The 13,974-nt window shown below is 65.8% G+C and carries 1 protein-coding gene; it reads right to left on the bottom strand.

Features of this window, described 5'->3' with window-relative positions; translation table 11 throughout:
- Positions 1-18: 18 nt before the first annotated feature.
- Positions 19-13,965, bottom strand: coding sequence for a non-ribosomal peptide synthetase (locus tag BM132_RS09195; RefSeq protein WP_092454789.1), 13,947 nt, complete (start codon positions 13,963-13,965; stop codon positions 19-21).
- Positions 13,966-13,974: the final 9 nt, after the last annotated feature.

Below are 13,974 nucleotides of genomic sequence, written 5' to 3'. Positions count from 1 at the left end.
CGGGCGCGGCGTCGCTCGCTAGCTTTGGGAATTGGGTTTGGTCTTGAGTTTGCCCAGCAGTTTGTCCAGGGACTTCTGGTTCAGCGCCTTGGCCAGCGGGAAATCCGCTGGCATCAGCGAACCGGCCTGCGGGTCGAGGCAGTGTTCGACCAGCGCCTGCAAATGTTCCAGCAGACGAGCGGGCAAACGGCTGTCGGCGTTCGGCGTGACGCTGTGCCATTCGACACGCAACACGCCGTCCTCCAGCCAGGCCACCACTTCACGGGCATGGGTCACTCGGTTCACCGGGGCCACCTCCGGCGGCGGGGTCAGGCTGCTGGCGCGCAACCAGCCCGCTGGCGTTTGCTCATGCCCCAGGTAGTTGAACAGCACATCGCCGTGGCTGGCCGGCAACTCGCCGCGCTGGCGCAGCAAGCCGTAGCCAAGGCCCTGGCCGGGTACGTCGCGCAAGGCTTGCTTGGCGTTGCGCACCTGCTCGCCCGCGGCACCGCGGGCGTTCACCCGCAGTGGGTACAGCGTGGTGAACCAGCCGACGGTGCGGCCGACGTCCAGTCCGGCAAACGGTGCGTCACGTCCGTGGCGCTCAAGGTCCACCACGATATCGCTGCGCTGTTCGACTTCGGCCAGGGTCGCGGCGAGGGCGGCGATCAGCAGTTCCTCCGGTTGCGTGCGGTAGGCCGCGTGGGACTCCGTCAGCCATTGCTGCGTGCGGCTGGCATCCCAGCGGGCCGCCAGTGTCTGGCGCTCGGCGACCGTGGCCATGGGCGGTGGGTTCGCAGAGGTCTGGGCAGTCCAGTAGCGATGCTCGGTAGCAGCCTTCACGGCATGGGCTTGCAGGTGCTCGGCCCATTGACGATACGAGGTGGTTTTTGCCGGCAACGTCGGTTGCTCGCCACGCTCCAGGGCGGGGTACAGCTGTTGGAAATCTTCCAGCAGCGGCGTCCAGGACACCGCATCGACCACCAGGTGATGGGCCACCAGATACAGGCGCTGCGGCGTGCCCTCCAGCAGGGCTGCGGCGAACAGCGGGCCGTGTTGCAGGTCCAGGCTTTGCGCGACGTGCAGCAATTGTTCCGGGTGTTCGCAGCGGGTCAGTTGGGCCGGGGCCACCGGCGCGATGTGCGCCTGCCATTGCCCGTCGATGTTGGTGAAACGCAAGCGCAGGGCGTCGTGGTGGGCCACCAGACGGTCCAGCGTGGCTTGCACGATGGCCGGTTCCAGGCGACGGTCGCTGTCGGCCAGCACCGATTGGTTCCAGTGTGCGGCCTGGACCTTCTGTTGGTCGAAGAACCACTGGTGCAACGGCATCAGCGGCATTGGCCCGGTCACGTCTCCTTGCTCGGCCTGGGTCAACAGTGTCGTGGTCACGTGGGCCAGCGCCGCCGGCGTCGGCGAACGGAACAGGTCCCGTGGCGTGAGCGAATAGCCCTGTTCACGCAGGCGCGAGATCAGTTTCAGGCCGAGGATCGAGTCACCGCCCAGGGCGAAGAAACTGTCTGAGGTGCCGACTTCACGGCCGCCGGTCAAGGTGTCGCCGAGCAGTTCGCCGAACAACTGGCAGAGCAGGCGTTCCAGCTCGTTGCGCGGTGCCGCGTAGTCTTTCTGGGTATTTGGCAAGGGCAGGGCGGCCAAGGCCTTGCGGTCGATCTTGCCGTTGGTGCTCAGGGGCAGGGCCGGGATTTGCACCCATACCGCCGGCACCATGTACGCCGGCAGTTCGGCCGCGAGCTGGCTGTCGAGGTCCGACTGCGCGGTGCTACTGCTGTAGAACGCTACCAGGCGGTTGTCGATGACCAGGGTGCAGGCGCCGGTGATGGCCGGTAGATTCAGCAGCGCTGAGTCGATTTCCCCCAGCTCGATGCGCTGGCCGCGCAACTTCACCTGATGGTCGAGACGCCCCAGGTACTCGATGTTGCCATCGGCCAGGAAGCGGCAACGGTCGCCGGTGCGGTACAGGCGGTCACCCTCGATGAATGGGCTGGCGAGGAAGCGTTCCTCGGTCAGGTCCGGGCGTTTCAGATAACCCCGGGCCACGCCGACGCCACCGATGTACAGCTCGCCGATGCTGCCAATCGGCAACGGTTGCATGGCTTCGTCGAGGATGTACAAGCGCAGGTTGGCGATGGGCTTGCCGATTGGCACGACCACATCGTTGGCCGAGCAACGCCAGACCGAGACGTCGATGGCCGCTTCGGTCGGGCCGTACAGGTTGATCAGGGCGGCCGGGTGCTGGCCCATGAAGCGCCGCACCAGATCCACCGGCAAGGCTTCGCCACTGGCGAATACCTGGCGCAGGCTGTGGCAGTTGACCAGGCTCGGCTCCTCGACAAAGGCCCGGAGCATCGACGGCACGAAGTGCAGGGTGGTGACCCGTTCCTGCTGGATCAACTGGCTGAGGTAGGCCGGGTCGCGATGCCCGTCCGGCCGGGCGACCACCAGGGTCGCGCCGGTGATCAACGGCCAGAAGAACTCCCACACCGACACGTCGAAGCTGTACGGGGTCTTTTGCAGAACGCGGTCGTTCGGGCCAATCGGGAAGGCCTCCTGCATCCAGTGCAGGCGGTTCATCAAGGCGCCGTGTTCGTTCATCACGCCTTTGGGTTGGCCGGTGGAACCGGAGGTGTAGAGCACGTAGGCCAGGTCGTGAGCTTCGACGCTGATCGGCTCGAACGCCTGTGCCTGGGGCAGGGCGTCGAGGGTCCAGGTCTGATGCCCGGCGGGCAGGCGTGACAGCCATTGCGCCTGGGTCAAGGTGACCTTGGCATCGGCGTCTTCGATCAGGAACGCCAGGCGTGCAGCCGGCAATTCCGGGTCCAGCGGCAACCACGCGGCGCCGGCATGGACGATGCCGAGCAAGGCCACGACCATCTCCACCGAACGCTCCATGCACAGCGGCACGATGCTGTCAGTGCCCACGCCGGCCGCACGCAGGGCCCGGGCGACGGATTGCGCGCGTTGATCCAGCTCGGCATAGCTCAGGCGCTGGCCTTCGAACACCAGCGCTGGGGCGTTGGGGCTCAGGGCGGCCTGTTGGCTGAGCGCGGTGTGCAGGTTGGTCGGGCCGCTGTAGTGACGTTCGGTGGCGTTCCAGCGTTCCAGTTGCTGCTGATCCTGCTGTTGCGGGAACAGTTCGACCAGGGTGCGCGCAGGGGTTGCCACCAAGGCATCAAGCAGCGCACACCACTGCGCGCTCCAGCGTTGCATCGTCGTTTCGTCGAACAAGGCCGATTGGTATTCCAGCGCCAGCGTCATGTCGCTGCCATCGTCCTGGACTTCCCAGCTCTGTTCAAACTTGGCGTCGACCACCGGCAGCATCTGCTCTTCGACGTTCAGCCCCGGCCATTGGCTGCTGTCTATCCGGCCGTAGTTGAGGGAGAACAGCACCTGGAACAGCGGTGTACGGTTCAGGTCGCGGTTTTGCGCGACAGCCCCGACCAAAGTGGCGAAGGGCAGGTCGGCATGGGCCTGGGCTGCGCGCAGGTCGACCTCAAGGCTGGCGAGCAATTGCTCGGCCGGGGCCCGTTGGTCGACGTCGCTGCGGATGACCAGAGTATTGACCAGGCAGGCCAGCAGTGTCTGGGCTTGCGGTTGATCACGCTGGTCTGCTGGGGTGCCGAGGCGAATCTCTCGTTGACCGCTGTAACGCGCCAGCAGCGCGCTCAAGGCCGTAGCGAGCACCACATAGGTGGTGGTGCCGCGCTGACGGGCGAACTGACGGATGGCTTCGGCGCGCTGGGTGCCGAGACGGAGGGTCAGTTGCCGGGCGCGACGATCTGCTTCGGCGCCACGCGGATGGTCGATGGGCAGGTCGAGTTGGTAGTCTTCCTGGCCGAGGTGGTTTTTCCAGTACTCCAGGCTGGTGTTGCGCTGGGCCTGGGTGTCCGGGTGCTGTTGCCACACGGCGAAATCGACGTAGTCGATCTCCAGCGGCGTCCAGGCCGGCGACTGCCCCTTCAGACCGGCGGCGTAGGCTTGGGTCAGTTCGTCGATGAGCAACTGCATGGCCCAACCGTCGGTGGCACTGTGGTGCAGGCACACCAGCAACAGGTTTTCGTCGCTGCCCTGGCGTTGCAGCAGATGCGCGCGCCAAGGCGCGGCGGCGGCCAGGTCGAACGCTGTCATCAGTTCGTCCTGGGCGTTGGCGCAGGCCGCGGCCCAGTCCTGGGTTGCAACGCCAGTGACCGCGAGCGCTGGCCCGTGCTGGTCGATCAGCAGTTGCGGCTCACCGTCGACGTCGACAATCCGGCTGCGCAGCACCAGATGGCGCTGGCTGAGCTGCTCAAAGGCCTCGCGCAAGACCTGGACCTGCAGCTCACCGCGCAAGGTCAGGGCAAACGGCATGTGGTACTCGCGGGATTCCGGCACCAGGCGGCTGAGCATCCAGAACCGGCGTTGGGCCAGACCCAGGGGCAATTGCGCCGGGCGCGGTTGTGCGCTGATCCATTCACCGGGCATGGCCGCGCGCAGATGCTCGGCCAGGGCCGCCACCGTTGGTTGGGCGAACACCAGCGGCAAGGGCAGGGAAACCCCTAGGCGCTCACGGACCCGGCTGACCAGGCGGGTGGCCAGCAAGGAGTGGCCGCCGAGTTGGAAGAAGTGATCTTCGATGCCGACTGGCGAACAACCCAGCACTTCGCCGAACAGTTCGCAGAGTACGCTTTCAGTGGCGTTGCGCGGCGCTGTGCGCGGCTGGTCGCTTTGGCTCTGTGGCAGCGGCGTGGCGGCCAACACCTTGCGGTCGAGCTTGCCGTTGCTGTTGAGCGGCAGGCTGTCGAGCTGCACGAACAGGCTGGGCTGCATGTGCGCGGGCAGGCTGTCGCTCAACTCGGCACGCAGGGTCGCCTCATCGGCGTCTCCGCACCAGAAACTCACCAGACGCTGGTCGAGTAACAAGGTGGCGGCTTCGCGAACACCAGCCTGGGCGAGCAGTGCAGCGTCGACTTCCCCCAGCTCGATGCGCTGGCCGCGCAATTTCACCTGATGATCGAGACGTCCCAGGTACTCGATGTTGCCATCGGCCAGGAAGCGGCAACGGTCGCCGGTGCGGTACAGGCGGTCACCCTCTATGAATGGGCTGGCGAGGAAGCGTTCCTCGGTCAGGTCCGGACGTTTCAGATAACCCCGGGCCACGCCGACGCCACCGATGTACAGCTCGCCGATGCTGCCAATCGGCAGCGGTTGCATGGCTTCGTCGAGGATGTACAAACGCAGGTTGGCGATGGGCTTGCCGATCGGCACGATCACGTCGTTGGCCGAGCAACGCCAGACCGAGACGTCGATGGCCGCTTCGGTCGGGCCGTACAGGTTGACCAGGGCCGCCGGGTGTTGGCCCATGAAGCGCCGCACCAGGTCCACTGGCAGTGCTTCACCACTGGCGAACACCTGACGCAGGCTGTGGCAATTGACCAGGCTCGGTTCCTCGACAAAGGCCCGGAGCATCGACGGTACGAAGTGCAAGGTCGTGACCCGTTCCTGCTGGATCAACTGGCTGAGATAGGCCGGGTCGCGATGCCCGTCCGGCCGGGCAACCACCAGGGTCGCGCCGGTGATCAACGGCCAGAAGAACTCCCACACCGACACGTCGAAGCTGTACGGGGTCTTTTGCAGAACGCGGTCGTTCGGGCCAATCGGGAAGGCCTCCTGCATCCAGTGCAGGCGGTTCATCAAGGCGCCGTGTTCGTTCATCACGCCTTTGGGTTGGCCGGTGGAACCGGAGGTGTAGAGCACGTAGGCCAGGTCGTGAGCTTCGACGCTGATCGGCTCGAACGCCTGTGCCTGGGGCAGGGCGTCGAGGGTCCAGGCCTGATGCTCGGCGGGCAGGCGCGACAGCCACTGCGCTTGGGTCAAGGTGACCTTGGCATCGGCGTCTTCGATCAGGAACGCCAGGCGTGCAGCAGGCAATTCCGGGTCCAGCGGCAACCACGCGGCACCGGCATGGACGATGCCGAGCAAGGCCACGACCATCTCCACCGAACGCTCCATGCACAGCGGCACGATGCTGTCGGTGCCTACACCGGCGGCGCGCAGGGCCCGGGCAACGGTTTGCGCCTGTTGATCCAGTTCGGCATAGCTCAGGCGCTGGCCTTCGAACACCAATGCCGGGGCGTTGGGGCTCAGGGCGGCTTGTTGACTGAGCGCGGTGTGCAGGTCGGTCGGGCCGCTGTAGTGACGCTCGGTGGCGTTCCACTCGATCAGTTGGCGATGACGCTCGGCCGCTGGCAACGGTGTCCAGTCCCCGAGACGGGTCTGCGGTGCTTCGAGCATGGCTTCCAGCAGTTGTTGCCACTGTTCCAGCCAACGCCGGGCCGTGGTTTCGCTGAACAGCGCGGCGCGGTACTCCAGCAACACCGACAGCACCTCGCCGTCGTGCACTTCCCAGTTCAGGTCGTACTTGGTGGCCTGGGCGGTCACCGCCCGTTCGCTGACCTGCAACTGCGGCCATGGCTGGCTCGACGAATCGGCGTTCTGCATGGCGAACAGCACTTGGAACAGCGGCGTCTGGCCGAGGCTGCGCGAAGGTTTCAGGTGCTCCACGACCTGGTCGAACGGCACGTCCTGATGCTGCTGGGCATCCAGCACACGGTTGCGCACCTGGCCCAGCAAACCTTCGAAATCCAGCGTCGGATCCAGATCGGCGCGCATGACCACGGTGTTGACGAAGCAGCCGATCAGCGGTTGCAGCTCGGCGAATGGACGCTGGGCCACCGGGCTGCCGACCCGTACGTCGCGCTGGTTGGCGTAGCGCCCCAAGAGCAACTGCGCCGCACCGAGCATGAGCATGTACAGCGTGGCGCCGCGTTGCTGGGCGAACTGCCGCAGGCGTTCCACCAGGGCGGGCGGCAATTGCAATTGCACTGCGCCGGCCGTCGGGGCGAGCTGGTTTGGACGGCCCTGTTCGGTTGGCAGATCCAGCAGGTAGTCGCCGTCCTCCAGTTGGTTGCGCCAGTATTCCAGTTGGCTGCTGAACGCGGTCTGTTGACTGGGCTCGCGCTGCCAGAGGGCATAATCGGGGTATTGCAGCGCCAGCGCCGGCAGTGCCGCCGGAGTGCCCTGGCACTGGGCGGTGTAGAACTGTCGCAGTTCATCCAACAGGTTCTGGCTGGAGGCGTCATCGGTGGCGCAGTGGTGCAGGCTGAGCAACAGCAGCGACTGGGCGCCGCCGCTGCGTTGCAGCAGTGTGGCACGCACGGGCACTTCGGCGGCGAGGTCGAAACGGCGGCCAGTTTGCGCGTGGATCGCCGCGTCGGTCAGTTGTTGCCACTGCTCGTCGCTGGCGGCCTGCAGTGGCGTGACTTGCAAGGTGATATCGACTTGCGGTTCGACGATCAGCGCCAACTCACCGTCGCTATCGCGCACGATGCGGCTGCGCAGAATCTCGTGGCGTTGGACCACACTGTTCAGGGCCGTTTGCAGGGCCTGGACATTGAGTTCGCCGTCCAGTTGCACGGCGCTGACCACGTTGTATTCACCACCGCCGGCGCTCAGTTGTTCGAGGAACCACAAGCGTTGCTGTTCGAACGACAGCGGCAGGCGTGCCGGACGTGCCGGTGCAGCGAAGGTCGCCGCCGGGGCTTGCAGGGGATCGCCCAGCAGCGCGGCCAAGGCTTCAAGGGTCGGGTGTTCAAACACCGACCGCAACGGTGGCACGCTGGTGAACTGTTGGCGCAGGCGGGCAAACAGCGCCGCCGCCAGCAGCGAGTGGCCGCCAAGGTAGAAGAAGTGGCTGTCACGGCCGATCTGCGACGGCGGCACGTTCAGCAACTCGGCCCACAGGGCGGCCAGTTGCTGTTCGGCGGCGCTGCGCGGTGGCTCCAGGGCGTCTGGTGCGGCTTGGATGTCCGGGGCCGGCAAGGCCTTGCGGTTGAGTTTGCCGTTGTCGGTCAGCGGCAATTCATCGAGCAGCACAAACGCCGAGGGCACCATGTAGTCGGGCAGGGCGGCGCCAATGGCTTTGCGCCAGGCGTGGATGTCGGCCTGCTGATCGCACGTCACGTAGGCCACCAGGCGCTTGTCACCGGGCACGTCTTCACGGGCTAATACCACGGCCTGGCGCACGCCCGGTTGGGCGCCGATCAGGGTTTCAATTTCCCCCAGTTCGACGCGGAAGCCACGAATCTTCACCTGGTGATCCATGCGTCCCAGGTATTCGAGCTGGCCGTCGGGCAGCCAGCGCACCAGGTCGCCGGACTTGTACAGCCGCGCACCGGGCAGCGACGAGAACGGGTCTTCGATGAACACCTTCGCAGTCTGTTCGGCACGGTTGAGGTAGCCCAGGGTCACGCCTGCGCCGCCGATGTGCAGTTCCCCCGGGACGCCCACCGGCATCGGGTTGAGGAAAGCATCGAGCACGTAAGTGCGCACGTTGGCGATCGGCCGGCCAATGATCGGCCGCAGCGGGAAGTCATCCACCGCACAGCCGGTTGCATCGACCGTGCATTCGGTCGGGCCGTAGGTGTTGAAGAAGCGGCTGCCGGCAATCGACGGCAGGCGTTGCCATAGCTGCGCATCCACCGCATCGCCACCGAACAGCACGAAACGCGGCAGGTACACCTCGCCACGGCGAACACCGTCGCTTTCAAGCAGGGCCTTGAGTTGCGCAGGGGTGCACTCGAAGGCTTCCAGGCGCGTGTCGCGGAAGAATCCGGCCAGGGCCTCGGGGTCGTAGCGCACGTCTTCCGGGGTCAGGTACAGGCTGTGGCCGTCGAGCAGCAGGATCAGCTCGGCCACCGAGCTGTCGAAGGCGAACGAATAGTTGAAACTGGTGCGCATCGGCTGGTCGGTGTAGCGGCGATACAAACCATGGATACGCGCCCAGGCCAGGTTGACCACCGAGCCGTTGGTCACCAAGGTGCCCTTGGGCTTACCGGTCGAGCCGGAGGTGTACATGATGTAGGCCAGGTCTTGCGGGCCGGCGAGCGGGGCAGGATTGCTGTCTGGCTGGTTTGTGAACAGCGCTGCGTCGCTGTCCAGGCGCAAGCGTGGCAGTTCGGCGCCCAGCTGTTCCAGCAGGCCTTGCTGGCCAAGGAACAGGGCCGGCTGCGCGTCTTCAAGCATGTACGCCAGGCGATCCACCGGGTAGGTCGGGTCCAGGGGTACATAAGCGCCGCCTGACTTGAGAATGCCCAGCAGGCCGACCAGCAGTTCCAGCGAACGCTCGACACACAACGCCACCGGGCGGTTGGCGCCGACGCCCTGGCTGCGCAGGTAATGCGCCACCTGGTTGGCCCGACGGTTCAATTCGCCATAGCTCAGGCTGCGGCCTTCGAAGCTCAGGGCGTCACGCTCAGGGGTGCGCGCGGCCTGTTGTTCGAACAGCTGGGCGAAGGTCAGGTGCGTCGGCACCTGCATCTCGGTACGGTTCCACTCGACCACGGTGCGTTGCCACTCCGCGTCCATCAGCAGCGGCAAGGCGGCGACCGGGCGCTGTGGCTCGGCGAGCATGTGTTCGAGCAGATGCTCCAGGCGCGCGAGAGTCTGGCGGGCGCTGTCGGCGACGAATAGGTCGAGGGCGAACATCAGCTCCAGCTGGATCGGCGCATTGGCCGGGCACAGCACGTGCAAATCCAAGTCGCATTCGGAGTGCCGCAGCGGCGTGTCCAGGGCTTCGAATTCCAGCCCGGGGAAGCGTAGGCGCGATTCCATGGCCAGTTGCTGGGCGACCATCACCTGGTACAGCGGCGCATGGCTGAGGCTGCGCGGCAGTTGCAGGCTGTCGACCAATTGTTCGAACGGCAGGTCCTGATGCAGCAGGCCACTGCGCAGACGCTCGGCCACTTGTTTGACCAGGGCGGTGAAGCCAGCTTGCGGCTCGAAGTCCGCGCGAATCGCCAGGTTGTTCAACAGAATGCCCAGCAGGCCTTCGGTGCCCGGTTGTTCCCGGTGAGTGACCGGGGTGCCGACCAGCACCGTCGCGTCGCCGCTCAAGCGGTGCATCAGCACGGCGAAGCCGGCGAACAGCACGGTGAACGGTGTGGTGCCGAGGCGACTGGCAAAGGCTTGCACCCGGCCACTGAGGTCGGCGCTGAGTTCACGCTGCACGATCCCTGCGCGGTAGCTCTGCACCGATGGCCGCGGATGATCGGTGGGCAAGGCCAGCAGCGGGCTGGCATCGCTGTCGCGACGGTCCAGGGTGGTGGTCCAGTAATCGAGTTGGCGCTTGAGTTCGGCGCCTTGCAGGTGTTCGCGCTGCCAGAGGGCGAAGTCGGCGTACTGCAATGGCAGGGCCGGTAGTTCGGCGGGAGTGCCGTTGCAACGGGCTTCATAACCCAGAGCCAGCTCGCGCAGGGCGATGGTGGCCGACCAGGCGTCCGAGACCAGGTGATGCAGGGTGATACCCAGCACATGTTCGCCCGGCGCCAGGCGCAGCAAACGCGCCCGCAGCAGCGGTGGGCAGGTCAGGTCGAACGGCTGCTCGAAGGTGTCTTGCAAGGCATTGAACTGCGCACCGGCGCGCTCGGTGGCGGTCAGGCCCGACAGGTCTTCGAAGGGCAGTGACATTTCCAGCGCTGGGCTGATGCGCTGGCACGGCACGCCGTTGGTGCTGTGGATGCCGGTGCGCAGGATTTCATGGCGCACCAGCAGGTCGTTCAGGCTGGCGTGCAGCGCCTGGATATTGAGTTCGCCCTTAAGATGCAGGGCGAACGGAATGTTGAACAACGTGGTGCCCGGCGTCAGTTGCTCGATGAACCACAGCCGTTGTTGCGAGAACGACAGCGGCAGCAGCGCTGGACGCGGTTGGGCCTTGAGCGCGCTGATCGCCGCGGTTTGCGGTGCGGCGGCCTGGGTCTGGCGCGCGGCGATGGCTGTAGCCAGCAAGGCCACGGTGGGGTGCTCGAACAGCACCCGCAACGGCAAGTCGAGCTTGAATTGGGTGCGCAGGCGGGCAACGATCTGGGTCGCCAGCAGCGAATGCCCGCCGAGGGTGAAGAAGTTGTCTTCCACGCCGACCGTATCGCGGCCCAGCACTTCGGCCCAGATGGACGCCACGGTGGTTTCCAGTGCGTTGCGCGGGGCGATGCTTTCCTCGGCGTCGGCCTGCCAGTCCAGTTCCCGGGCGGCCAAGGCCTTGCGATCGACTTTGCCGTTGTTGTTCAGCGGCAGCTTGTCCAGGCAGACGAAGGCCGCCGGCACCATGTACGGCGGCAGTTGCGCCCGCAGGTGGTCGCTCAGGCCGTCGCTTCCCAGGGACTCGTCATGGGCCGCCCAGTACGCCACCAGCCAGGCTTCGCCGACGCTGTTTTCCCGCAGCAGGACGGCGGCTTCGCGCACGTTCGGGTGCTGGGCGAGACGGTGTTCGATTTCCGTCAGCTCGATCCGGTGCCCGCGCAGTTTGACCTGCTGGTCGCGGCGGCCGAGGTATTCGATCACCCCGTCTGCACGCCAGCGGCCCAGGTCACCGGTGCGGTACAGGCGACCTTCGAGTTGAGGGTGGTCGATAAAGGCGTCAGCGGTGCGCTGCGGGTCGTGCAGGTAGCCGCGGCCGACGCCGACGCCCCCGACACAGATTTCCCCGGCCACGCCAACCGGCACCGGGCGCAGGGTTTCGTCCAGCACATACAGGCGGTTGTTGGCGGTCGGTTGGCCGATGGGCATGTGACTGACTTCGGCCCCCGGTGCTTCGAAGATCGGCTGGAAGGCTACGTCGTCGGCGCATTCGGCCGGCCCGTAGGCGTTCATCAGGGCGATGTCGGGGAAGCGCGCGAACCAGTCCCGGGCCACGGTCGGCGGCAGGGCTTCACCGGTGGGCAATACCCAGCGCAGGTCCGGCAGTTGCAAATCGCACGGGCACAGCGCGAGCAAGGTGCGCATCAGGCTCGGGACGATTTCCAGCACGCTCAGGCGCTCGCTGGCGAGCACTTGCAGCAGGCGTTGCGGGTCGTGGGCGACTTCATCCGGAAGAATGTGCACGGTGGCACCGAGCACCGGCGCGGCGAGGAACTGCCACACCGAAATGTCGAACGCCACCGACGCGGTCTGCGGAATGCGGTCGTCGGCATTGAGCCCCAGGGCTGGCACCTTGCCGAAAATGTTATTGAGCATGCCGCGTTGTTCGATCATCACGCCCTTCGGCGTGCCGGTCGAACCCGAGGTGAACAGCACGTAGGCCAGGCTGTCCGGGCCACCGAGCCGCGGCAGTGGCGAATCGTTGCTGGACGTCCAGCAGGCCTCGGCGAACAGCGCCGCAGGCGCCGGGTCGAGGCCGCTGAGCAGTTGATCGAGCAGGCCGCTGCAGGCTTCGCTCGCCACCAGCAGAGGCGCGCGGGACAGCCCGAGGATTTCCCGCAGGCGCTCGGGCGGGTGATTGACCTCAAGGGGCAACATCGCTGCGCCAGCCTTGAACACCGCCAGCATCATGGTCAACAGCGCCAGGCCACGAGGGGCCACCAGCGCGACCAGTTGCTCTTCACCGGCGCCGGCCTCGCGCAGGGCATGGGCCAGGCGCGTGGAACGCAGGTCCAGCTCGGCGTAGGTCAGCGACTCACCGGCGCAGATCGCGGCGACCTGATCACCGCGCTGGGCGACCTGGGCGGCAAACAGCTCGGCGTAGCTTTGATCCAGCGGGAAATCGTGGGGGTTGAGTGCCCACTCGCCCAGCAACTGTTGGCGTTCCTCGGCGGCCAGCAGTTCGAAGCTGGCCAACGGCGCGTCGGGGGCGGCGAGCATGCTGCGCACCAGGCTGGCGATGTGGCCCAGCAGGCGCTGCACGGTGGCAGCCTCGAAACGTTCGCGGTCATAGGACACGCGGATACCCAGCTGTTCGCCCGGCAGGATCACCACGGTCAAGCCGTAGTGGGTGTGCACGCTGTGGTCCATGCCTTCGAGGCTGAACTGGAAGCCGCCTTCGAGGATCTGTTCGTCGATGGGCGCGTTTTCGAACACCAGGATACTGTCGAACAGGGTCTCGCCCCGGGGGAAATCGCTCCAGCCCTGGATGTCGGTCAACGGTGTGTGCTCGAAGTCACGCATGTCGACGTTGAGCTTTTGCAGGTCGCCCAGCCAATGGCCGAGCGTGGCATTCGGGTCCACCGAAACCCGCAGCGGCAGGGTGTTGATGAACAGACCGATCATCTCCGCTACACCGGTCAGGTCGGCCGGACGCCCGGCCACGGTGACGCCGAACACCACGTCCTGTTGCCCGCTGTAGCGCGACAGCAGCAGTGACCAGACACCCTGGAAAAACGTGTTCGGGGTGATCCGCCGATTGCGGCAGAACGCCGCCAGCGCCTGGGTTTGCTGCTCGTTCAGGTGAATCAGTTGGTCGTCCACCAGCACCGCATCGGTGTAGCGGTCGCGGGTCACGCCGTTGTCCACGGTCAGTGGCGTAGGCGCGTTGAGGCCCTGTAGCTGGCCGCGCCAGAATTGCTCGGCCTTGCCCGCATCCTGGCGTTGCAGCCACTGGATGTAATCGCGAAATGGCCGAGGACTTTTCAGCTCCGGCGTGCGGTCGTTGCACAGTGCTTCGTAGACTTTGAGGAAGTCCACGGTCACCAGGGAAATGCACCAGGCGTCCATCAGGATGTGGTGGAAGCTGCGAATGAATTCGTAGGACTCGTCAGCCAGGCGCACCAGCCGAAAGCGAATCAGCGGTGGCTTGGACAGGTTGAAGCCGACTTTCTGCTCGTCTTCGAGCAGGGTGCGGATCCGCGCTTCCTGCTCATGGGGGGCGAGCCCGCGCAAATCGAGGGTGTCCAGCGGTACCTTGACCTGACGATGGATCACCTGCACCGGTTGCTTCTGGCTTTTCCACTGGAAACTGGCGCGCAGGGAAGGGTGCAGCGCCACCACCTGGCGCCACGATTCGAGGAACGCGCCTTCATCGATGGCCCCGCCGATGCGGTAGCGATCCTGCATCAGGTACACACCGGAGTCTTCGTGCAGCAGGGAGTGGAACAGCATCCCTTGCTGCAGTGGCGACAGCGGGTAAATGTCTTCGATCGGGTTACCGGTGGTTTTTTCGCTGGTCATTAAAACGGT

Source organism: Pseudomonas sp. NFACC45, from assembly GCF_900113505.1.
Classification (GTDB): Bacteria; Pseudomonadota; Gammaproteobacteria; order Pseudomonadales; family Pseudomonadaceae; genus Aquipseudomonas; species Aquipseudomonas tehranensis.
Note: the sequence above shows the minus strand (reverse complement) of the source record. Positions and strands in the feature narration are given on the sequence as shown.

Excerpts from the sequence above, each read along its gene's own strand:
- BM132_RS09195 (WP_092454789.1), bottom strand. The coding sequence starts at position 13,965 with ATGACCAGCGAAAAAACCACCGGTAACCCGATCGAAGACATTTACCCG.